This window comes from Acinetobacter sp. BD54, assembly GCF_044778325.1.
In the GTDB taxonomy this organism is placed as follows: domain Bacteria; phylum Pseudomonadota; class Gammaproteobacteria; order Pseudomonadales; family Moraxellaceae; genus Acinetobacter; species Acinetobacter baumannii.
Map to the genome: position 1 here is coordinate 1 of NZ_JANJEP010000002.1, position 22,981 is coordinate 22,981.

Consider the following 22,981-nt stretch of genomic DNA (forward strand, 5'->3'; position numbering starts at 1 on the left):
TTATTAAAGCCGCTTCGCCAGTCGTTAAGCTTTTCCAAAGTCATATTGAGCTAAATAACGATGCAGCTAAGCAACCAATCACTTTCGATAAGTTGGGTACTGGTGATTACTTAGTGAAAGGCTCATTGGGTTTTGCTCAGGAAGGCTGGTACATTGAAGTACCTAAGGATGCCAACGGTAATACGGTAGTAGCAGTTGAATATTCAACCTTAGAAAATGGTGATCTTTCAATTAAAACTTATAAACGTAAGTTTGATGTGGAAAAGGCAGCCATTGTAGCTGATCTCGAAAATCCACTTGATATTCCAGAAGGCCGCTGGATTGATATTCGTCTGCATGAAGAACCTGAACCAGAGCCTGAAGAGCCGTTGAGTGAAACACCAGTGGATTTCCAGCCTACTAACTTATCTCAGGCAGTTGCTGCAGCCATGAATGGCGTGGAACCGCCAGAAATCTCAGACACAGACGAAACACTTTAATAACCCGCTTAAAAAGTGGGTTTTTTATTGCCTAAATTTTGGAGAACCATAAATGAGTTCAGGCGCAAAAATTCGATTATATGCTTGTGAAGAAGCAGTTTTAGGAACAACTCCAGCAAACCCGATCTGGTACACAGTTCGCCGTGTAAGTGATGGTTTATCTGAAAATGTTTCTACTGAAGAAAGCAGTGAAGTGGTTGATTCACGTTTTCGACAAGGTGGGGTAGTTACTGAAGCAGAAGTAGCAGGTCAGTTAGAGTTTGAATTATCACTTGGAACATTTGATCTATTCCTAAGTGCTTTAGCCTTCAATAATTGGGCGGGTAACGCTTTAAGTTTTGGTGGTACGGTACGTAAGTCATTAACGCTGGTTAAAGTTTTCGAAGATGTTGGCCAAGTCTTTATTTATCGTGGAGTACAGGTAAATACCGGTGAAATTACCATTCAAACAACCGGGAAGATCACTGGTAACTTTGGTTTAGTAGGTAGCTCGTTTACTCGTCAGCAAACGAACCCTGTAGTGAATCCGGTTGCAGCTTCGACTCGTCCGCTTGTCAGTATGCCAAACGTGGAAAACTTGCTTATTAATGGTCAATCAATTCAAGGTAAAGCGTGCATGCAATCGCTTACGCTTTCAATTAATAACAACCTTGAAGCAATCCGTTGTATCGGCTCAGGCAAATACACACCAGAGTTCTACATTGAAAAGATGATGGATATCGAAGCAAATGCTTCCTTCATGTTCTCGGCAACTGCGGCAGGGTGGATTGATGCCATTAAAACCCGAGATGTGTTTACTCTGACCTTTGATATTAAAGACAGCAAAGGCAGTAAATACTCGTTTAACTTCCCTCAATTAGAAGTGATGGAAGCCAATCACCCGGATGGTGGGGGTGATGACATCATTACTGTAGACATCAACTTTGCTCAAGTTCGTACAGCTCCAACGATTGTACGTGCTCTTGTGTAATCGGCTTAATCAGTAACAAAGCCTATGGAATCACATGGGCTTTTTAATTTCTAAAATTTCAGAGGTTGCTATGGCTTTAAAAGTTGGAATTATTAAAAGCTCGGACGTATCAAAATGGTGTGAATATAAGGATTCTGATGGGCAAGTACAGGCTGAGTTCAAAGTCCGTGGTATCGCTTATAAGCCTTTTCAGGTAGCTATAGAACGTGCAGGGAACCAGATCTCGTCTAAAGGCTACGATGTGATGGTGAAAGATGAAGATGCCAAGCTTTACCATGAATTGTTAATGGATGCATGTGCTGCCCATTTAATAGAAGACTGGAAAGGTGTGGTATTTGCCGAAGTAGTGGATGGTAAAACGGTCGAGACCGAAAAACCGTATACACCTGAGAATGCATCAAAGCTTCTAAATCTAGGTGACATTGGCATTTCGATCTGGTTATTCATCAAAGAGCAGGCACATAAGATTCAAGAAGAAGCAGATCAAGACAAGGCTTTAATTCTGGGAAAGTCATCGAGCTCTACAAATACCAAAAAACGTATGCGTCGAAAACGCCGCACGAAATCGAACAAATCAAATTCTTAGGTGGCCACATTCCGGATCCGCCGGAATATTCTTATGAGGCTGAATCTATCCTTTCGGCATTTAGCACTATTTGCAGATCCAGACGGTATGAGCAAAGCATCCCCTTATCATTAGACCAACAGGCAATCAATGTCTATGCTGAGCATAATGATTTGCCTGTTGCTGCTCATATCTTTAATGACTGTGTTTTTGCTTTGGATAACCTGTTTCTGGATGAGGCGCATAAGAAGGCGACGCAACGAGCGACGAAGACTTAAATGCTGACTTTCGGGACATAACTTAGACTTTGCGACGTGATATAGCGCGATTGATGTAACATAATACGGTCAAGTGGTTGACATTGGCACGACGATTCTGTATTGACACTGCTGTCATTAGTGGGTACGCTTGATGGTATAGAGACCCTGTTATCAAATGATAAGAGGGTATTTTTGTCACAGGAGGTTCGAATATGAACTTTTCGTTTATTTTTAACAATTCAAATAAAACCGATAACAAAAAAGAAGCTAGCAAGCTTATGTCTGATGCAGCGGATTCTTTTAAAAGAGCTATGCAAGAAAGTGCTACTCAGTATAATGACCATAGAAAAAAAGCTGAGGAGCAAATAAACCGTGGCGCAAAACTCACCAACCACAGAATCAATCTTTGATTTTTTTTACCTAGACAATCCAAAAATAAAATCATTTTATGCTCAGCTTAATGGACTAGGCTCCTTGAATGCTCTTAAAAATACAAGCCAAATTGGAGACACAAGGAAGTTGGAGGCTACAGTTGGTGTTCCTGCCGTAACAGGCGGAAAACTTGCTAATGACCACACTGTAAACACTACTTCAGAGCATCTTTATGATGGTATTCCTACTATGCCAAGAGAGATGATTAACCGGTTAGATGAACTAGGGTTCATTAACAGAGAGTTAAATGATGACATGCTGGGAAATCTTGTATTGCTTGAGGGACGCTTAGGGGTCACTGATATCGGTGTAGTTAAGGAGTTGGTTGAACCAGCTTTAAACTTTTACATCAAGGACTTAACCAAAAAGAATACCAAGGAAGCTCGGGAATTAGCAAAAGCATTAAAAGAAAACACCAAAGATGCAGCCAATATGGTTAGAGGAATACCTTTTGGGCTTGAGGCCAAGCTACTTCATGACACTGGACAAAAAGATGAAGAAACTGGTGTAAGTTTGTGTAATGAAGTATGGATGACATTGAATAGGGATGAAATTGTAGGTACCCCAACTGATTTGAATTTTAAACATAGTGAGTTTCTAGCTGGTAGCTGGTATGTTTTGGGTGTATTGGATGCTTTACCTTTTGATAATTTCACTTTTAATACAGATCCAAATGAATTTAGAGATGGTGTGGTCAGTATGATAAAAATGGTGAGAGAGTTTGCTGGCAGACCTCAGACCGCCTACGGTATTACCCCAATAGCAATATTTAGAGTTTTGAAACCAAAACTCTAGTAACATGATTAAAGACCACCTTCGGGTGGTCTTGCTTTATGTGACATTTAGTAACCAGTTTGTTAAAGTTAGTACACTTTATAACAAACGGTGAAATTCATGAAAAAATTATTGGCTACTGGATTATTGAGTTTGGGATTAGTTGGGTGTGCTACTACCCCTCAGCAACCATCAGAACCTGTAAAGTTTGAAAAGGTTTATCAAATAGATGGATTAAAGCAAGGCCAAATTTATGATGGCGCGCGTCAATGGTTTGCAACAGCTTTTCGCTCAGCAAATGCAGTAATTCAGTACGAAGATAAGACTACGGGTTCAATTATTGGCAAAGGTAATATGCCATACCGTTGTTCTGGGTTTGCTGATTGTATGACTGTTACTGCTGGTGATCGAGTAGATTTCACAGTGCGCGTAGATACAAAAGATGGGAAAATGAAAGTAAGTTACGATAATCTTACTCACTATAAACCAGCACAGGTAATTAGCGGAGTTCGCTATAGTGAAACCAATCGTACTATTACCGAAAATTATCCATCAGCTAAAATAATTATGGATGAATTAAATAAATCATCTGATCAAATGGCTGAAAAGATCAAAACTCAACAAAAAGTTAATGCTGATTGGTAAAGCAACTTTATTCACAAACCCACTCATTGAGTGGGTTTTTTATTGCCTAGAGGAAAGTAAAGATGGCACAAGAATCGCGTTTGGTTGTTGTTATTGATTCGCAGAATGCTGTACGGAATGCTAAGGCTTTAGCTGATGAAATGTCTAAAATTACCGAAAAAGGTGATTCAGCTACACGTACTTCCAAAGAACTGGGCAATCAAATCAACGTCACAAATAATATTGTTCAAAAATTTAATACCACGGTTAACAATTCTTCGTCTGTGGTAGGTAAAACTGGTGAAGCCACTAAACAAGCATCGCAGCAAGTCCAAAAATATGGACAAGAAATAAAAACGACAACACAAGAATTAGACAAGCAAGAAAAGTCTGCTCGTTCTTACAGTACAGCTATAAAGTCCTTAGCAGGATATATGGCTGGTTTAGTAACGATTAATGCTGCCATTAATAATATGGACACTTATACGGGCCTTCAGAACCGTCTAAAGCTCGTTACTAATAATCAGGCTGAATTGAATAAAGCGACTGAAGATACATTCCAGATCGCACAAAAAACCTATTCAGCTTGGGATTCTGTTTTACAGGTGTACCAACGTTTTAGTGACAATGCTCAAACACTGAATTTAACTATGGATGATACGGCTCGCTTAACTGAAACGGTATCAAAAGCTGTAGCAATTAGTGGAGCTAGCGCAGAAGCTGCTGATGCCGCTTTAGTCCAATTCGGGCAAGCTTTAGCAAGCGGCACATTACGTGGTGAAGAGCTTAACTCTGTAATGGAGCAAACACCAGCTTTAGCAAAAGCTATTGCACAAGGTATGGGCATCACCGTTGGTCAGCTACGGTCAGTAGCTGCAGAAGGCAAAATTACTTCAAAAGAAATCGTTAAAGCACTTAAAAACGCCCAAGACGATGTGGATGCACTTTTCGCTAAAACTGATATCACAATTGGTCAATCACTCACTCTTTTAAATAACGAAATCATTAAATTTGTTGGAGAGGCTGGTAAAGGTAGTGGTGCAGCACAGGTATTAGCTGGATCCATTCAAACTCTTGCAAGTAATTTAGATTTAATTGCTGATGGGGCTTTGGTCGTTGGTATTGGTTATATAACTCGTGCAATTTTAATTAAGAGTACAGCGGTTAAAGAGGGGATGGCATCAACATTAGCGAGCCGGCAAGCCTCTGTATTAAATGCTCAAGCAGAATATGCAGAAGCTACCGCTGCTTTGAATGCAGCAAAAGCTCATCTCGCGAATGTGCGAGCAACAAATGCCGAAACCCAAGCTAAATTTGGAGCAACTGCGGCAGCAACTCGATACGCACAAGCACAGGCAGCAGTAACTGCTGCTACAAATGCACAAACTGCTGCGCAAACTAGGCTCTCAGCAGCTTCTTCTTTAGTTGGTAGTATTGGTAGTCGAGCATTAGGACTTATCGGCGGACCAATTGGAGCAATTACCCTAGGAGTATCCGCTCTAGCAGCAACATATACTTATTTTAAAGGTAAGGCAGAAGAAGCGAATAGAACACTTGCTGAACAAGCCGAAGTGGCTAACCGTACAGCTGAAGAATTAAAAGGCTTAAAAGGTGAGGCAAAAACTAAAGCTATTAATGACTTAACAACGGCCTTTAAAGCTCAAAATGAGGAGTTGAAAAAAACAGAAATGGCTGTTGGTTCAGCTTTAATTGATATTCAAAACTTCGGTAAAGGTAATGTTGAACTTACAAGGATTTCTAATGAAGCTCGATTGGGCACAATTAGCTACAAGGAGGCTATGGAGCAACTTGCTAAACAGAAGTTACCTCCAAGCTTAAGAGATGCATTAAAGGAGCAAATCGACAAATACAATGAGGCTTATGAAAAAGCTGATAAGACCAAAACAGCCATTAAATTGTTTGGTATTGAAGTTATCTTAACAGGTAACAAAGCACAAAATGCAGCAATTGAGCAGCAGAAACATGCTGATGCTATCAAGAATACAAAACAGGCTGCAGATGAGGCTCAAAAGTCCTTACAGAAATTGTATGCAGATAAATTATGGGATACGCAATTTGTCGAGATAGTAATGAAAAAGGGTTTTTCTGAGTCTCAGGCTAATGATTTACTGAAGCTTTATAAAGATTCATTAGCTAAGGGTCTTAAGGCAGCAGACCGAGAGGCTATGAAAGCATTAACGGATACTTGGAAAGCAGAAGAATCAATCAAAGCCATCACGGATGCTAGAACTGATTCTATACGTGAGCAAAACAAGGAGCTTAAAAATCAGCAAAAAGTACTAAATGTAAATGCGAAAGTTCTAGCAAATGCTTCAAAATTCGGCTTTGCAGATCTAGAGTCTAAATACAAACTTCCATCAGGAACATTATCCGCGATTCATATGATCGAATCGAAAGGTAATGCAAAAGCCTATAACAAAGAAACCGGGGCGACTGGTGGATTTCAGTTTCTCGAAGGTACTGCCAAGCAATATGGCGTAAAAGACCGCACTGATTTAGCACAGTCTGCTGAAGGTGCGGCTAAGTATATGTCTTATCTTTTGAAGCTTTTTAAAGGTGATTTAGAAAAGGCTGTACGTGCATACCATGCAGGTGAAGGCAATGTAATGAAGGGTAAAGGTATTGGTAAAAATAATAATCAATACTGGAAAGACTATCAAAGTTATATGGCTGGTATTAATGGCTATTCTGCTGGCGATATTTCATCAAAAGACTTTGATAAGCTTATTCAAGATACAACTAAAATGGCTGAGGAGCAGGCAAAACTTCGCCTTCAGTTGGAGAATGAGGTTGCTAATCAAGTAACAAAGATTAGGAATGATCTGGCCAAAAAACTTGAGGATGTTGATAAAGCTAACTTTAGCCCAGAACGCAAGGCCGAAATTAAAGCAGAACTTCAAGCACGTGCAGATAATGATATTGCCATTGCTGAGCAAGCTACAAAGACTAAGCTTGATTCTTTCCGTGATTTCACCAAGTCGGAAGAGCAGCTTTTAAAGGACAGTTTTGCAAAACGTCAATTTGAAGCCGAACACGACTTAGAGATGACGAAAGAACAGCGTAAAGAAGCTGTTAATTTGTTAGCTCAACAGTTGCAACAAGAATTAGGTTTACTAAAACTTGCTCAAGAGCAACGTTTGTTTCAAGCTAAATTATTCTTGCTTTCAGAAACTGAGGCAATGCAAGAACGCTACCGATTGGAGCGAGAAGAAATTGCTAAAACAGTAAAAGATGAGGAGGAAAAACGTAAGCGACTGGCATTATCACGTGATCAAGAACGATTAGAAGCACTTGATCGTGCAGCAAAAGCTGGTCAAGCATGGGGTGGTATTCAAGCTGATATGAATGGCAGTGGTGAGTTCTATAGACTAGATCAAGAACGATCTAGCCGCCTAAGTGCCGCGACAAATCTACTTGATAGTCAGCAAGGTGTGGTTAATTTAAATGAACAAAATTCTATTGAGGCTTTAAATGCACAATTTGAGCAACAGCTTATAAGTCAGCAGGATTACGAAAACCAGAAAACAGCTATCATTCAAGCTGCTCAAGATCAACGTAATCAGATTGCTGCCGAATATGCAAAGAATGCTCAGGATATTGAAGATAAGTATCAGCAAGACCGCTTGAACACTCAAATTGCATTTGGTGGCCAAATGATGGGTTCTCTTACATCTATGTTTGGTTCAATGTTTGGAGAGCAATCTAAAGCTTACAAAATCATGTTCGCTGCAGATAAAGCTTATGCGATTGCAGCTGCGGGTATTGCGATTCAGCAAAATATTGCAGCAGCTTCAAAAGCTGGTTTTCCTCTTAACATTCCATTAATTGCTGGAGCTGTTGCACAGGGTGCAAGCATCATTGCAAACATCCGGGCAATCAAAGATCAAGGTTTTGCGGAAGGTGGTTATACAGGTCGAGGTGGGAAATATCAGCCTGCTGGTATTGTCCATAAAGGAGAGGTGGTCTGGTCCCAAGAAGATATTAAACGCTGGGGGGGAGTTGGTTTAGTTGAGAAAATGCGTAAGAGTGCAAACCCTGAAGCTTTTCTCAATAACAATGCCTCAGCTGATAGTGTCATGCGCCGTGCAATGATGAGCTCTAATGCCTTTATAGAAAGCCAAAAGCAAGCTGACATCTTTAATCAACCGGTTCAAGATACTCAGATTATCTATAAAGTTAATAGAGACACACCTAAGTTGGCGTCTTCGGCAAATTCTGACCTATTCCATGACGGTAAAGTCTATTTCTCATCCAATGGTTTAGTTCAGGATCGCTCAAATCTGGATGATGTTCAGGACTTTACTTTAGGAAGTACTTCACGCCCTCAAGCTGAGATTATGCCTTCAATTGAGCCAGCTTTACCGACAATCAATTTTAAAATTGAAGTGATTAATCAGGTGAGTGGGGCGACAGTTGAAGCCGAACAATTGGATGAGAAAACTGTCCGGATCATTGTTACAGATGAACTGGATAAGCAGCTTCCAAGAAAGGTACCGAAACTTGTAAGTGACCAAATCGCAAATCCAAACTCAACCATTAGTCGGTCTTTGACTGAGAATACGACAGCAAGACGGAATCGTACTTAATAATTTGAACCCTTTTCGGAGGGTTCATTTTCATAATATTTAAATTTCAAGGTGATAGAGTCTGTTTGCATTAAAATTGATGGTTAAGACATGAAAAAAATAATTGTAATTTCTACAACACTTTTAGGCCTTACGGGATGTGCCATTCCTGCGGTAAATAATCTCGTAAGATCTACAAATATGTATCAAGATGAAATAGCAGGTGATACAGCCAATTTAAGGGTTTATAGAAGTAATGTACCCATGGTGCAGTTCTATATTACTTATCAAAATAATGAGGGTGAAAAAATTTCAAAAAACCTAATAACTAAGCAGATTTCAAATAATTTAACAAAGTATGGCTCTATGCATGAGCCCAAAAAATTAAATATGCCTAAACCCACAATCAGTTTAAATAATGGTGAAGAGTTTTTTGAGTTTAAAGTACCCGCAAATAAGAAGTTAACTTTCAGGCTTACTTCTGTTATTGGGTCAACTACTATGTATAGTTGTGATGTAAAAATGGACTATCAGTTGGAAAGAAATGGAAATTATGAATTGATCCGTTTAAAACAGATCAAAGATTTTGTGAATCCAGCTTTACTGACTGAACCATCTCAAGATGGAGCTTACTGCAAGTTTGTAGTGAAAGAGATTTTTGAAGATGGTAAAGAAACTATTATTAAATCGATTTCTTAATGTTAAATCTTTTTTGTAATTAATTTAAATATCTAAACCTTATTTCATCAAACCACCCTTCGAGGTGGTTTTTTATTACCTGAAGGAAAGTTATGTACAAGTTAAAGCTAAATCCTCAGACCAGCGGCTATGGCGTAACACCGGGTGATGATGTAAAGCGTCAACAAATGGATGGTGGGCGTGGACGCTATTACATCGATGTAAAACGTAATAGCCACATTGTTGATGTTAACTGGAATTTAAGTAAAACCGATTTCAATAAAATGATGGCTTTCTGGCGGATCTATCAGAATAAGCCAGCCTCATTCTATGCGGATCTGGTCATTGATCAGGGAACACGTCAGCAATATCTATGCAATTTCATTCCAAACTCGTTCAAGACCAATGAAGTGAATGGCAACCTTTACCGGGTAAATGCACAGCTCGAAGTTGTTCAAAACCAGCCTAACCTTATCGCTGATCAGGCACTTATCAAAGATTGGGAGGTCTAATGGATAACGAATATGCCAAATTCTTTTTCAATCGAAAAGTAGATGTTTATCAATTGGAATGTATTGAACTATCACACCCTTCTTTTATGAATACTTACCGGGTAGTCCGTAATGATGATCGCGGGGTGTATGTTCAGCACAATGAAGGCGCGGGGCAAGTATTTTACGAATACCTTCCTATGACAATTCAAAGATCCGGAATGCTCGGTGATCTGGACCAGACTTTGACCGTTTCAATATCTGGGCTTGGTGATATTTTGCCGGATGAGTTTGAACGGGTAATTGAAGGCCAATATCCCGATGTAAAGCCAACAGTAAATTACCGGATTTACAGTTCAGACAATCTGAATTCTCCAATGTTTTATTTACTCGGACTGCAACTCTCCAGTGTTGCAATGAACCATAAAGCTGTGACATTCAAGGCTGAATCACCAAGATTAAATACTGCGAAGACTGGAGATATCTTTTCGCTTGATCGTTTTAGTGGTTTGAAGGGGGCTATATGAAGAGTCACGATCATTTGCTCGATAAGCAATATGACGAGGAACACTACAACTGTGTTCACTTCGCGCATGAAGCTGCAATGGATCTATATGATATTGATCGAGGAGAGGCGCTTGAGTTTTTTATGAAGCCCGTCAAAGAGAAGGTATTTCTGCCATCAAGATTGAAGTTACTAAATCCATTGCCCATGCCCAAGGAAGGCTGCATAGTCGCCTTTCACTCTAGATACCGAAACAAGCCCCCACATGTGGGGCTTTTTCGTTTGGGGCGTATTTTGCATTTGCAGGAATCAGGCGTTTCATGGATGCCAATTCAAGTCGTTCAAGCATTTGGATTTAATCGTGTGAGTTTCTATGATTAAGATTATTTATAAACAAGACCCTTTATCCGAAGACAAAACAATTGAACACGCTGAAACTTTGGGTCAATGGCTTACTTCAAAATATGACCATATGCCTGAGCATGTCCGTATTTTTCATACCATAAGCAATATGGATCATGCGGAAATTTCATTTGCGAATGAAGTCACACCGAAGAATGCATATGAATTAAAGCAGCTCGATTTCTTGCCAGGCACTTTCATTGTAATTGAGAATCCCAAGGGTATAGACCCCATAACTCTAGCTTGGATAGCGGTTGCTTCTATAGTTATGGGTGTGGCTGTTGCATTATTAATGCCTGTGCCCTCAATTACCCAAACCAACCAGAATAACAATCAATCCTCGTCTGCAAATAACGAATTATCAAACCGTGAAAATAAAACTCGCGTAAATGGTCGTATCGCAGATATTTATGGTGCCGCTAACGATACCCCTGATCTGATTACTGTGCCTTACAAGGTATATGAAAACAATGTCGAAGTAGAGCATGTTGTTGGTTGTATTGGTCGTGGTCACTATAAAATTAACGGTGCATATGACGGTGAAACCAACATTGTTGATATTGCCGGCGCATCGGTAGAAGTCTTTCGACCGGGTGTCGATATTGTCTCGGGTGAGCCATATTTCTCGCTTGGTACCGAAATTACAACTCCACCCTTAACGGTTCAGCATCAAACTTCTGTTAATGGCCAAGTTTTACGTCCTGCTGATACACAATCTTTAGAAGGTACGAACTACCTTCATTTTGCATATCCAAACGAGATTCTTCGGGCAACGGCAAACAACACAGATTTAACCACTAAGTTTGTAAGTAATGACCGCGTAGAAATCACGAATGCCTCATTCACGTTTAACGGCCAGACTTATGATTTAAACGGCACTTACAGTGTTCTATCGGTAGCTGATGATCGAATGACGTTATCAAATCCGGCGGCCGTTAATGCTAACTGGTTAAAAGTTAAAGAGTTAAGTGCCCAGCAAACAGCAGCTTTATCACCAAAGATCAGTTCAATAGGTGAAAAGTGGATTGGTCCATTCATTCTGGACAATGTCGAACGAAGTCGGGTGCTATGTAACTTTGTGGCCACAAATGGACTTTACACAGTTTCTTCAGGTGGAAATCAGGGAGCTGTAAACGTCACGATTGAAGTAGAAGTAACGCCGGTAAATGAATCGGGTGCAGCCATTGGTAATCCAATGCTAAAGCAGATCATTCTAAAGGGTTCGGCAAAGTCACGTCAGACAGTTGGCGCAACGCTGGATATGGTGACATTTCAAGGTCGCTGTAGTGTCCGTGCACGTCGTTTAACACCAACACCGGCGGTTACAACGGTAGTAGATGAAGTAAAGTGGCAGGCGCTTTATGGTGCTTATCCTTTGCAAAGCACAGTGTATGAACATGAAACGGTTTTTCGTGCGCGCACTTATGCAACCACTGGAGCTTTATCTGTTAAGTCCCGCAAGATCAATTTTGATCTTCAGCGGATGTTACCGACTTTTAAAAACGGCGCAATGACGACAGAGCTATTTCCAACATCAAGCTTTGCTGATGCATTGGTTTCAATGGCACTGGATGACAAGATAGGCCGCCGTACGATCGACGAAATAGATCTGGAAAATATCTATCGGACTTATAACGATGTAGTTGATTATTTTGGTACACCACTTGCGGCTGAGTTCTGTACTACGATTGATGATACAAACCTGTCTTTTGAAGAGCTGGTTACCAATCTTTGTGATGCCGTATTTTGTACCGCATATCGGCAAAACAATAAGCTCAAGCTTTATTTTGAACGTCCAACTGATAACTCGGTAATGCTGTTTAACTTCAGGAATATCATTCCGGATAGTTACAAGCATGACCTTACCTTTGGTGTGATGGATGACTACGATGGACTGATCTATGAATACACGGATCCGACCGACGATAGTCGTATCAATATCTATTTGCCAGACAAAGGAGCAAAGAACCCGAAAGAAGTGAAATCCGTTGGTGTACGGAATAAATGGCAAGCTCATTTTAATGCTTACCGGCTCTGGAACAAGCTTCGGTTCCAGCGTAAATCCATTACCTTTGATGCAGCACCTGAATCAGAATTACTGGTTTTACGTGACCGGATCGCTGTAGCTGATTATCGCAATGGTATTCATCAAAGCGGGGAAGTGGTACAGCAAGAGGGTTTAATCCTCACCTTAAGCCATGATGTAGATTTCATTGCAGGCAAGAGCTATGTGATTTATTTGCAAATGGGGGATGGCACAGTGGACCTTATTCCTGTTACCGCTGGATCTGCCAAGAACAAGGTGGTTTTAGGGCGGTTACCGAACGGGGCCTTAAAGCTAAGTCCTGATGATTTTGTAAATACCATCTATACAGTAGTTAATGACGATACCAAAGGCTCACTGCCTTATCTGGTTGCAAAAAGGGAACCGGCTGACCAGTTCTCTAATACCATTACGGCAATTAATTACGATGAACGTTATTACCTCAATGACAAGGACTTTATTGATGTGCCAGTAGATGATTCACCGATTTACATTCGATATGACCAGCTTGATATTAATTTGGCGCGTTTGTATCAGATGCAAAGAGGGGATTTGCCAACGACTGGCGAAATTAGCTTTGTAGTTGAAGCTGGTGCGCTGGTTTCAAGTTCGAGTTCTTACCGACCAGAAACCAGATTTGTCTATAAATTTGACTACAACTCTAGTCCTCCAAAACGAGAGTATATCGTTCCAGCTGCATCAGAATTACCTGCTATTGATACTGGTGAGTTTCCACCTGATCTGGTGGTGAATCTGACGATTAAAGGTGCTGTAGTTGGACGTGGTGGTGATGGCGGTTTACCTCATTTGGCATTTGGCGCTTGGGAAACGGATCCGGATTACAACTTTACCAAAACCCGCCGTGATGGGTTTCAGGGAGCACCCGGTTTATTGAACCGGCACAGCAAACTAAACCTGATTATTGATGGCGGTACTCTAGCTCGAGGCGGATCTGGTGGCGGCGCAACACCAAGCGGTATTTACACTGGATTGTCTTATGGTGTTCAGGGTATTCCGGGTGGGGCTGGTGCACCATTTGGAAGGGTCATGTCAGGCCAGCCAATTTCAAATGACTCACAAGACTGGCGTTGGTACTTTGGAAGCTATTTCAATGTTCTAAAAATCACTGATGCCGAAGCTTCGGTACCCGGTAAAGGTTATCGAACCCAAAATGACCGTTATGGATCTCCATTATCAGGTGATGGCGGTGGATGGGGCGAACGTGGTACCAAGTCTACCAATGGTGGAACATGGAATTGGCAATACCATGGAACGACGGAAGGCCAGCCGGGGCCGGGTGGACCTGCAATTGTTGGGGTGGCACCTCTAACAACTCAATTGATTAACGGAGGGAAAATCTTACAAACCCTTTAAACCTTAAAAGAACTATGAGCACCCAATTGGGGTGCTTTTTTATTGTCTAAAAATATCTGGAGAGATTTATGGAACCAGTTTCCACAAGCGGTTTAACAGCAATTTTAAAATTTTATGGTGCAGCAATTATGGTGACTTTAGCGGTCGCTTTAGTGGCAGCAGTTGTATTGATGACACGTATGCCTCGCTCACCACAAGAGTGGGCAGTTGGTTTGATCTGTACTGTTGTATCAAGCCTTGCTGGCGGCTCATTCATTATTGTGAAGTGGGGACTTCATGAATGGGTTACTGATGTATGGGGGATGATTGCTCTAGGTGGGTTCTTCTTTGTTTGTGGTTTACCCGGTTGGGCTTTAGTCCGTTGGATCTTTAATTTTATAGATAAACAGGAAGGTAAAACGATCGTTGAAGTAATCAAAGAGTTTAAGAAAGCCAGAAAAGACATTGAAAACAGCTAATGCCGCCTTCGGGAGGTTTTGTTTAGAAGTATCAAGTATAAGAGAGAAATTACCTGTTGACACTGCAAGCCGCTGACTACTACGAAAAACTATCGACAACCAATATTATGAAACGACCACCTTCGGGTGGTAATTCTTTTTTTACGGGTAGGAAAACGGGTATGAAGCGTGAGTCAACTAACAGAAACAATTTTTTAACAAAGTTAGCGGAAGCCCTTCCGCCTGATATTAAAAAACGGAAGGGGGTAAAGTTCGTCTATTAATTCTATAGGAAGTAAGAAATGTACTTTATTCCAAAAAAGCAAAAACCCCAGTGCGCCAACACTAGGGTTTTGGTTAACAGTTAAGGAGGGTTAACTATTAATGAATCAATCTGAGGAAAATGTTAGCACCAAACCCGGTATAAGTATAGAGGGTAAAATGAGTGAGAAAGACGCAGGTAGAGCTGCTGTAATCATGGCTTGGGGTAAAGCTATATCCCTAGTAATTGGTAGTGTTGCTGGAGCAATAACTGCTATTACGACTTTTTTTAAATATATATTTTAAAGCTATGAAACAAAACTTATGAAGCCGACTTATTTGAGATCGGCTTTTTATTGACTGTGCGCCTAAGGGCGCTTTTTTATTGTCTAAAGGAAACTTAAATGAACATCGAACAATACCTTGAAGAATTGATCAAACGTGAAGGCGGTTATGTAAATAACCCGGCAGATCGGGGCGGTGCAACCAAATACGGTATTACTGAAGCAGTTGCTCGAGCAAACGGATTTAAAGGAAACATGAAAGATTTGCCGCTTGATGTCGCCAAGTCTATTTATCGCAAAAACTATTGGACAGCTCCGCGTTTTGATCAGGTGAATACCGTTTCTTCAGCGGTAGCGGAGGAGTTATTAGACACAGGAGTAAATTGTGGTACTGGCTTTGCAAAACCTCTTTTACAGCGTGCACTAAACTTATTGAATAACCAGGGTAAAGCAGGTTGGCCAGATCTTACGGTCGACGGAATTTATGGACCTGCTACATTAAATGCTCTTAAAATTTATATGGCCAAACGTGGAAAAGATGGCGAGAAAGTATTAGTGCGAGTTCTTAATATCATGCAAGGCCAGCGCTACATTGAAATTTGTGAGCACAATCCAAGCCAAGAGCAGTTTTTCTATGGTTGGATCGCCAATCGAGTTGTTATATGAAAGTCTTTCATTGCAGACGATCAAAGATAGCTTTAACAATTACATTGCTGTGCATTCTATTTTCAGGATGCACAGCTCATACGATCAATAACAATGTGAGTGTTGGTATTTGTGTGAAAGCCCTCTGAGGAGAGCTTTTACAATTTATGCATTTTTTACATTACCTAACTGATTATTTTTACTAAAATAAATACATATTAAAATAGCAACTAATATTACTCCTGATGCTGCAAAACGGCTTAAGTCTAAACCTCCAGCGGAAAGGGGCTTATCTAGAAAGTCTCCAACTACAGCACCCAAAGGACGAGTTAAAATAAAAGTGCTCCAGAATAAAAATGTTCGTGAAACAGAAGTGAATTTATACAAAAACACCATCAATAAAATGAGTGCTGAGAAAAGAGCAATCCCGCCACTATAGCCTAATCCAATCGTATCTGCTGACCAGTCACCAAGAGCTGTACCCAAAGTTTGGCTAAAGGTAATTGTTAACCAATAAAAGACTTCTGATTTAGGTTTATTAACGGTATGAGGGGAGACGCTGCCTTCAACTTTATACCAACCCAATAATGAGACGATGACTAAGCCGAGGAGTAAGCTACTTCCTCCACTATAGCCAATACCTAAAGATCGAGTGACAAAGTCTGCTAATGTTGTACCAACAGTTGTACTCGCAATAATGGTAAACCAATATAAATATGGTTTATAACTTTTTGTCTTAATTTGACAGATCAATAAGATAATAAAAACTATGGCAAAAATAAAAGTACTAGTTAAATACCCAAGTTTCAATGACATTGAAAAACTATCTCCGCCAGTTTCACCAAAAGTAGTTGCGAAGATTTTAGTAATCCAGAATAGAAGGGTAACTTGGGGGACTTTAGTTATATACTCACTCATTTCATGACTTGAATTATTCATCTAAGAGTCTCAAATGATAAATTTATCAAACAATAAATTTTTAAAATTAAGATGAGCTTAAAGATTTGTTTTTAATAATATAGCTTTGTATTCTTATTGGTTACTAAGCTCATTTTTTAATTTCTATTTAAGTTTTACTAGCTAAGATTTCGAGTTTTTAATATTTAGTGGTTTTCAAATGCTAGTAAATTTTTTAAAATTCAAAGAGATATGTAATAATATTACACTATTAAATTTTAATTTGCTTTTATCTATCTGGCTAGGTTTATTTCTGAATATAGGTTTTTTTAAAAAAATCCATCAACTTACACCTTATAATGGTATTAAGTCAGTTCTTTTCTTAGGGGCGACATTAGTTATTTTAATAGCGGCATATAATTTAATTTTTCAATTAATAAATTGGAAATGGACTGCCAAAATCTTTGCAATTTTATTGATATTTATTGGTGGCTTTAGCTCTTATTTTGTAAACACATTGGGTATCATTATTTCACCCGACCAAATTCAAAATATGGTGCAGACCGATGTTTCGGAAGTTACCGATCTAATCTCTTTACGCTTTGTTTTATGGACAGTTTTTTTTGTTATTTTGCCCATTTTTTTAATTACTCAAGTTAAATTTAAACAAGAAAAAGCATCACGGTTGTTATTGAAGAAAGTATTCTCACTGGTAGCTTCATTTGCAGTGGTCGGTGTTTTACTTTTTACTTACTATGTCGATTTCGCTGCAATATTTCGTGAGCATCGTGATTTAAAAGGGATGATTTCACCGCAAAATAGTATTTCATCGCTTATGTCTTACTATCATAAGAAGGCTCCGAAGAAAAATCTGCCTCTTGTGATATATGGACAAGATGCTCATCAAGTTCAGCAAGTACAAAAGAACCTCCCTAAGTTAATGATACTTGTTGTAGGTGAAACGGCACGTGCCGAAAGTTTCTCTCTAAATGGGTATGCAAAAAATACGAATCCGGAGCTTTCTAAACAAGATATTTTCAACTTTTCGCAAGTGAGCTCATGCGGTACGGCGACAGCTGTTTCTGTGCCATGTATGTTCTCGGGTATGCCACGTGTAGATTATGATGAGCAATTAGCTAGTCACCGCGAAGGTTTATTAGATATTGCAAAACGTGCGGGTTACCAAGTGACTTGGATTGATAATAACTCGGGTTGTAAAGGTGCATGTGATCGCGTTGAACAATACCAGATTCCAGAAAACTTAAAGAAAAAATGGTGTAAAGATGGCGAATGTTATGATGACATTCTCATTGACAGCTTAAAGCAGTATTTGGCTACTATTGCCAAAGATGATGATCGTCCGCGTTTGATTGTTCTGCATCAAGTGGGTAGTCATGGACCTGCATATTACAAGCGTGCACCTGAGGCATATCAACCTTTTAAACCGACTTGTGATACTAATGCGATACAGGGCTGTTCGCAAACTGAATTGCTAAATAGTTATGATAATACAATTGTATATACAGACCATGTATTAAGCCAAATGATTAATACTCTAAAAGAAATATCAAAGTATCAGACAGGTTTATGGTATTTATCTGATCATGGCGAATCAACCGGAGAACATGGTTTATATTTACATGGTTCACCTTATGCAATCGCACCGAGCCAACAAACACATGTACCAATGATTATGTGGTTCTCTGAAAGTTGGAAACAACATAATCTTGCTCAAGTGAATTGTTTAAGCCAACAAACTAAACAAAAGTTAAGTCAGGATAATTTATTCCCAAGTTTGTTAAGTTTGCTGGATGTAAAAACTAAGGTAGTAAATAACAAACTTGATATGTTGAGCCAATGTAAATAAATATATTTTTAATTTATATAAAACGAAGCAAAATAGACTTGTTTCGTTTTATAAAATGTATTGGTTCGTAATTAGCACACATTTTAAGATCCCTCTAAAATTATTTAATAAACCTTCGTCAGCTATGCATCAAACTTACAACAATATAATTATTCTTAAAACCCAAAGACCACCCAGATTCTTTATAGAAAGGTTCACCATATTTAATTGTATGCTCGATATAAAAGTAAACCCAATATTTCATTTCTTAATTCTCAATTATTTAGTAAGTAATTTAATTTTTTCTAACCATTTTGCATATGCTTCAGTTTGCTGGGGTAGGTACTCATAATAATCATATGTGCCTTGTTCGCCAGACATTACATGGCCAATCATGAGTTGAGCCACATCACGCGATGTAAATGCACTGAAGTTAGTTCGTGCTGTTCTTCGTAGGTCATGAAGGGACCAATGCTTCATGTAAAAGTCATGATGTCGTCTTAGGCGTTCCATTAAGTAGGCTGGCAATGAATTTGAAGAACCATGGCTCATAGGGGTTGCTTCACTGTCATTAGTTAAGAAGTACTCACATGAGCTATAGTCGAAAGCTTCGACAATTAATGCCTCCATTTCAGGTAAAATAGGGCGAATGATTTCACGGCCAGTTTTCTTACCAGTCTTATTATTTACTACAGGAACAACCCATACTTTTCTTTTTAAATCGAAATCTGTCTTTTTAGCTTTTCTGAGTTCGCCATTTCTACAACCAAACATTAAACATAGTTTTAGGAAAATTTTGTTTTTAGGCAAAATATTTGATTCTTCAATAGCCATCAAAACCATTTTGATTTCTTCATCAGAAAGAAATCTGGTTCCTCTATTTCTCTCAATGCCCAAATCTTCCTTGGCATAAATGTCGGATAAAACATTTACTTCAAGTAACTGTCTTTTTTTAGCCCACTTAAGGACCTGTTTTGCATTCGTTAAAACCCGATCTGCGATAGAAGGTACTTCATCAGCTAGTTCTTCAAGTAAAGCTAACCATTGTTGCAATGTAATTCTGTCAACTGGTAAATCGCCAACTTCGGGAATTACGTGTTGCTCAAAGGTATTCTTAATTTGTTGGGCAGAAGTTTTCTTCTTCAGGCAATAACTTTCATACCAATCATTAAAAACTTCTTCAAATGTGCTTGCATCGATATATTTTTGCTGCTGTACACGAACTTCAACTTTAGGGTTCATTCCCTTATCTAATAGTGAACGCATTTCACTAGCTTTTACACGTGCATCTTTGAGAGAGATATGAGGGTAGGTACCAAGGTCTAAACGTTCAGCTTTTCCAGCAAAACGGTACCGAAGCTGAAAAACAATTTTACCTTTAGGTGAGACTCTGACACTCATTGAATCCCGATCTGCTATTTCTTCAACTTTATCACGTGCCTTGCCGTTATTAGCTTTCAGCCACACTTCAGTTAAAGCCATAGTCCACCTGTGTACATAATTTTGGTCGAGTAAGAGATAAGTGCGAATATGTACACGTATGTGTACATAATTGATGAGGCTTATTCTGTCCTAAAATGTCTTAGTATGTCTATATTAAAAATGGGGGAAATATTGAGAAATAAGGCTTTTATTGTAGTTTTTGTCTTAGTATGTCTTGGAGTGGCTAAATGGCATTAATTCTTTTGAACGATTAATGCCATAGTTGTTCCATATAAGCCATGACCCTGAGAGGCTTGTCAGGGTCAGTTACACAAAAAGTGAAGTCTTATTTTTGTTCAAGCCAAGCAGGTAATGCTGCCATAACTTGTCCAAACTTCTCGTTAAGTGGCGCGCCACCTTGTGCTAAGTCAGGTTTACCACCACCTTTACCACCTAACTCGGTCGCTAAATGTTTGATGATGTCACCTGCTTTTAGATTTGCAGTGTATTGTGACGCGACTGATGCAAGCAGGCTGACTTTGTCACCCTCTACACCTGCTAACACAATCACTGCGTTCTCTAATTTTGATTTTACACTGTCATGTAAGTTGCGAAGCGCTTTGGCATCAACACCCTGAACAGTAGTAATAAGCGTTTGACGACCAGCAATAGTTTGAACTTGGTCAATCAAATCAGCCGCTTGGAAGTTTGCCAATTTTTGGTTGAGTTGTTCAATCTGCTTTTGTAATGCAGAAACCAATTCTACATTAGCTTGTACACGCTCAACCGTTTGGTCTTTCTGTGCTTTTAATAAGCTATTAATGTGCTGGATATCATGATCAGCTTTTTGTACTACTTCTAATGCTTTAGTACCGGTCACTGCTTCAATACGACGTACGCCTGCAGCTACGCCACCTTCAGAAGTGATTTTGAATAAACCAATATCACCTGTACGTTTTACGTGAATACCGCCACAAAGTTCGATTGAGAAGTTTTTCTCGTCAATGACTGAGCCCATAGAGAGTACACGAACTTCATCACCGTATTTTTCACCGAACAACATCATTGCGCCTTTTGCTTTCGCAGTTTCAATGTCGAGTAGTTCAGTTGTTACGGCAGTATTTGCAATGATTTCAGCATTTACGAGACGTTCAACTTGTTGTAGTTGTTCAAATGACACAGGTTGGTCATTTGCAAAGTCAAAACGTAAGATATCACTTGCAACCAAAGAGCCTTTTTGTTGTACATGCGAACCTAAAATTTGACGAAGGGCAGCATGCAACAAGTGAGTTGCTGAGTGGTTACGCGCAGTAGCTTCACGAATGTCTGCTTTAACAATCGCTTCTACATTTTGATTGGTTTTAAGGTTACCAACAGTCACAATACCTTGATGAACAAAGGCACCACCAGACTTTTTCGTATCCTGAACTTCAAAAATACCTGTTTCGTTTTTGAAGATACCAGTATCACCAATCTGACCACCGCTTTCAGCATAGAAAGGAGTTTGGTTTAAAACGATAAGTGCTTCGTCGCCTTCAGAAACTTCATCAACTTGTACGCCATCTTTATAGATCGCTACAATCTGGCCTTGACCGGTTGTGTTGGTATAACCGTCGAACTGAGTTTCGCCTTCAACTTTTACAATGTTGTTATAGTCAACAGCAAATTTACCAGCATCACGCGCACGTTGACGCTGGGCAGCCATTTCAACTTCAAAACCTGCTTCATCAATAATAAAGCCACGTTCACGTGCAATATCAGCAGTTAAATCTGTTGGGAAACCATAAGTATCGTAAAGTTTAAATACAATCGCACCCGGAATAGTTTTATCTTTTAACTGAGCAAGTTCACCTTCAAGAAGTTTTAAACCTTGCTCTAAGGTTTTAGCAAACTGTTCTTCTTCACGAATTAAGGTTGCTTCAATGACTTCACGGCGAGCTTCTAACTCAGGATAAGCCTGTCCCATCACTTCAATTAATGGTTGCAACATTTTGTAGAAGAACGTACCTGTTGCGCCAAGCTTGTTACCGTGACGGACAGCACGGCGGATAATACGACGTAATACATAACCACGTCCTTCATTACTTGGGTTTACACCATCAGCAATTAAGAAGCAGCAAGAGCGGGCATGGTCTGCAACTACACGTAAAGAAGGCTGACCTTCATCTTCAATACCAATGATGTTTGCAGCAGCTTTTAATAAGTGTTGGAACAGGTCAATGTCATAGTTTGAATTAACATGTTGCAATACGGCAGAAATACGCTCTAAGCCCATACCTGTATCTACAGAAGGAGCAGGGAGTGGGTGAAGTACGCCATCAGCAGTACGGTTAAACTGCATGAAAACGTTGTTCCAGATTTCAATGAAACGGTCACCGTCTTCTTCAGGTGAACCAGGTAAACCACCCCAAATGTGTTCACCGTGGTCGAAGAAAATTTCTGAACATGGACCGCAAGGACCTGTATCACCCATTGCCCAGAAGTTATCTGATGCGTATTTTTCGCCTTTGTTATCACCAATACGGATAATACGTTCTGGTGCTAGGCCGATTTCTTTATTCCAGATGTCATAAGCTTCGTCATCAGTATGGTAAACCGTGACATAAAGTTTATCTTTCGGTAAAGCAAGCCATTGTTCGCTAGTTAAAAATTCCCATGCGAACTTGAGAGCATCACGTTTGAAATAGTCACCAAATGAGAAGTTACCCAACATTTCAAAGAATGTATGGTGACGAGCTGTATAACCAACATTATCTAAATCGTTATGTTTACCGCCTGCACGTACACATTTTTGTGATGTTGTTGCACGTACATAATCACGTTTTTCAAGACCTAAAAAACAGTCTTTAAACTGGTTCATCCCAGCATTTGTAAATAATAAAGTTGGGTCGTTGGCAGGAACAAGAGAACTCGATGCAACACGTGTATGCCCTTGCGTTTCAAAGTAGCGCAAAAATGCTTCACGAATTTCAGCAGATGTCATTAAACGAGTACTCACAACCAAG

18 protein-coding genes and 1 pseudogene are annotated in these 22,981 nt (G+C 39.6%); 16 read left to right on the top strand and 3 right to left on the bottom strand.

The features are described from left to right. The 15 genes and pseudogenes from NQ782_RS02775 to NQ782_RS02845 all read left to right on the top strand — a co-directional run. Positions 1 to 479: pseudogene (locus tag NQ782_RS02775) on the top strand (phage tail protein); the annotation flags it as partial. Positions 480 to 531: 52 nt separating this feature from the next. Beyond that, positions 532 to 1,449, top strand: coding sequence for a phage tail tube protein (locus NQ782_RS02780; RefSeq protein WP_032018981.1), 918 nt, complete (start codon positions 532 to 534; stop codon positions 1,447 to 1,449). Between the two features lie 70 nt (positions 1,450 to 1,519). Next, positions 1,520 to 2,035 (top strand): hypothetical protein, encoded by a 516-nt coding sequence (locus NQ782_RS02785; RefSeq protein ID WP_032018979.1) that lies wholly within the window; start codon positions 1,520 to 1,522, stop codon positions 2,033 to 2,035. A 451-nt stretch (positions 2,036 to 2,486) separates the two neighbouring features. Beyond that, positions 2,487 to 2,684, top strand: coding sequence for a hypothetical protein (locus NQ782_RS02790; RefSeq protein WP_001011615.1), 198 nt, complete (start codon positions 2,487 to 2,489; stop codon positions 2,682 to 2,684). Beyond that, positions 2,647 to 3,501, top strand: a complete 855-nt coding sequence (locus NQ782_RS02795; RefSeq protein WP_032018977.1) for a hypothetical protein — start codon at positions 2,647 to 2,649, stop codon at positions 3,499 to 3,501. The genes NQ782_RS02790 and NQ782_RS02795 overlap by 38 nt, the downstream gene beginning before the upstream one ends. A gap of 99 nt (positions 3,502 to 3,600) precedes the next feature. Beyond that, a complete protein-coding gene (locus tag NQ782_RS02800; RefSeq protein ID WP_000734557.1) occupies positions 3,601 to 4,125 on the top strand; it encodes a DUF4468 domain-containing protein in 525 nt (174 codons plus the stop codon). A 62-nt stretch (positions 4,126 to 4,187) separates the two neighbouring features. Beyond that, positions 4,188 to 8,711, top strand: coding sequence for a tape measure protein (locus NQ782_RS02805; RefSeq protein WP_086223971.1), 4,524 nt, complete (start codon positions 4,188 to 4,190; stop codon positions 8,709 to 8,711). Between the two features lie 90 nt (positions 8,712 to 8,801). Further along, complete coding sequence (locus NQ782_RS02810; RefSeq protein WP_024432453.1) at positions 8,802 to 9,389, top strand: hypothetical protein; 588 nt, start codon at positions 8,802 to 8,804, stop codon at positions 9,387 to 9,389. Positions 9,390 to 9,481: 92 nt separating this feature from the next. Next, positions 9,482 to 9,880 carry a hypothetical protein gene (locus tag NQ782_RS02815; RefSeq protein WP_000277440.1) on the top strand — a complete coding sequence of 133 codons (399 nt, stop codon included), beginning with the start codon at positions 9,482 to 9,484 and terminating at the stop codon, positions 9,878 to 9,880. Beyond that, entirely contained in the window at positions 9,880 to 10,386 is a 507-nt protein-coding gene (locus tag NQ782_RS02820) for a DUF1833 family protein (RefSeq protein ID WP_000368390.1), read from the top strand. The genes NQ782_RS02815 and NQ782_RS02820 overlap by 1 nt, the downstream gene beginning before the upstream one ends. Further along, complete coding sequence (locus NQ782_RS02825; protein WP_000835156.1) at positions 10,383 to 10,745, top strand: hypothetical protein; 363 nt, start codon at positions 10,383 to 10,385, stop codon at positions 10,743 to 10,745. The genes NQ782_RS02820 and NQ782_RS02825 overlap by 4 nt, the downstream gene beginning before the upstream one ends. Continuing rightward, complete coding sequence (locus tag NQ782_RS02830; protein ID WP_071217531.1) at positions 10,738 to 14,184, top strand: host specificity factor TipJ family phage tail protein; 3,447 nt, start codon at positions 10,738 to 10,740, stop codon at positions 14,182 to 14,184. Before NQ782_RS02825 ends, NQ782_RS02830 begins: the two co-directional genes overlap by 8 nt. A gap of 68 nt (positions 14,185 to 14,252) precedes the next feature. Further along, positions 14,253 to 14,642: a hypothetical protein gene (locus NQ782_RS02835; protein WP_000433918.1), complete on the top strand. Its 390-nt coding sequence runs from the start codon at positions 14,253 to 14,255 to the stop codon at positions 14,640 to 14,642. 363 nt (positions 14,643 to 15,005) lie between these two features. Then, positions 15,006 to 15,188: a hypothetical protein gene (locus NQ782_RS02840; RefSeq protein ID WP_001076396.1), complete on the top strand. Its 183-nt coding sequence runs from the start codon at positions 15,006 to 15,008 to the stop codon at positions 15,186 to 15,188. A 98-nt stretch (positions 15,189 to 15,286) separates the two neighbouring features. Continuing rightward, positions 15,287 to 15,832, top strand: coding sequence for a glycoside hydrolase family 108 protein (locus tag NQ782_RS02845; protein WP_001019744.1), 546 nt, complete (start codon positions 15,287 to 15,289; stop codon positions 15,830 to 15,832). Positions 15,833 to 15,976: 144 nt separating this feature from the next. Here NQ782_RS02845 and NQ782_RS02850 read toward each other — a convergent pair whose 3' ends face one another. Continuing rightward, positions 15,977 to 16,750 (bottom strand): hypothetical protein, encoded by a 774-nt coding sequence (locus NQ782_RS02850; RefSeq protein WP_016654260.1) that lies wholly within the window; start codon positions 16,748 to 16,750, stop codon positions 15,977 to 15,979. 178 nt (positions 16,751 to 16,928) lie between these two features. Here NQ782_RS02850 and NQ782_RS02855 point away from each other — a divergent pair, with 178 nt between their 5' ends. Beyond that, positions 16,929 to 18,575, top strand: a complete 1,647-nt coding sequence (locus tag NQ782_RS02855; protein WP_097355253.1) for a phosphoethanolamine transferase — start codon at positions 16,929 to 16,931, stop codon at positions 18,573 to 18,575. Between the two features lie 258 nt (positions 18,576 to 18,833). Here the strand turns inward: NQ782_RS02855 and NQ782_RS02860 are convergent, their stop codons facing one another. Both NQ782_RS02860 and alaS read right to left on the bottom strand, forming a co-directional pair. After that, positions 18,834 to 20,036, bottom strand: a complete 1,203-nt coding sequence (locus NQ782_RS02860; RefSeq protein WP_057093468.1) for a site-specific integrase — start codon at positions 20,034 to 20,036, stop codon at positions 18,834 to 18,836. Positions 20,037 to 20,322: 286 nt separating this feature from the next. After that, positions 20,323 to 22,959 carry an alanine--tRNA ligase gene (gene alaS, locus NQ782_RS02865; RefSeq protein WP_057093466.1) on the bottom strand — a complete coding sequence of 879 codons (2,637 nt, stop codon included), beginning with the start codon at positions 22,957 to 22,959 and terminating at the stop codon, positions 20,323 to 20,325. Positions 22,960 to 22,981: the final 22 nt, after the last annotated feature.

Coding starts and splice junctions, on each gene's coding strand:
- alaS (WP_057093466.1), bottom strand. CDS start 22,959: ATGACATCTGCTGAAATTCGTGAAGCATTTTTGCGCTACTTTGAAACG.
- NQ782_RS02815 (WP_000277440.1), top strand. CDS start 9,482: ATGTACAAGTTAAAGCTAAATCCTCAGACCAGCGGCTATGGCGTAACA.
- NQ782_RS02840 (WP_001076396.1), top strand. CDS start 15,006: ATGAATCAATCTGAGGAAAATGTTAGCACCAAACCCGGTATAAGTATA.
- NQ782_RS02790 (WP_001011615.1), top strand. CDS start 2,487: ATGAACTTTTCGTTTATTTTTAACAATTCAAATAAAACCGATAACAAA.
- NQ782_RS02860 (WP_057093468.1), bottom strand. CDS start 20,036: ATGGCTTTAACTGAAGTGTGGCTGAAAGCTAATAACGGCAAGGCACGT.
- NQ782_RS02835 (WP_000433918.1), top strand. CDS start 14,253: ATGGAACCAGTTTCCACAAGCGGTTTAACAGCAATTTTAAAATTTTAT.
- NQ782_RS02825 (WP_000835156.1), top strand. CDS start 10,383: ATGAAGAGTCACGATCATTTGCTCGATAAGCAATATGACGAGGAACAC.
- NQ782_RS02850 (WP_016654260.1), bottom strand. CDS start 16,750: ATGAATAATTCAAGTCATGAAATGAGTGAGTATATAACTAAAGTCCCC.
- NQ782_RS02830 (WP_071217531.1), top strand. CDS start 10,738: ATGATTAAGATTATTTATAAACAAGACCCTTTATCCGAAGACAAAACA.
- NQ782_RS02810 (WP_024432453.1), top strand. CDS start 8,802: ATGAAAAAAATAATTGTAATTTCTACAACACTTTTAGGCCTTACGGGA.
- NQ782_RS02805 (WP_086223971.1), top strand. CDS start 4,188: ATGGCACAAGAATCGCGTTTGGTTGTTGTTATTGATTCGCAGAATGCT.
- NQ782_RS02780 (WP_032018981.1), top strand. CDS start 532: ATGAGTTCAGGCGCAAAAATTCGATTATATGCTTGTGAAGAAGCAGTT.
- NQ782_RS02800 (WP_000734557.1), top strand. CDS start 3,601: ATGAAAAAATTATTGGCTACTGGATTATTGAGTTTGGGATTAGTTGGG.
- NQ782_RS02820 (WP_000368390.1), top strand. CDS start 9,880: ATGGATAACGAATATGCCAAATTCTTTTTCAATCGAAAAGTAGATGTT.
- NQ782_RS02785 (WP_032018979.1), top strand. CDS start 1,520: ATGGCTTTAAAAGTTGGAATTATTAAAAGCTCGGACGTATCAAAATGG.
- NQ782_RS02855 (WP_097355253.1), top strand. CDS start 16,929: ATGCTAGTAAATTTTTTAAAATTCAAAGAGATATGTAATAATATTACA.
- NQ782_RS02845 (WP_001019744.1), top strand. CDS start 15,287: ATGAACATCGAACAATACCTTGAAGAATTGATCAAACGTGAAGGCGGT.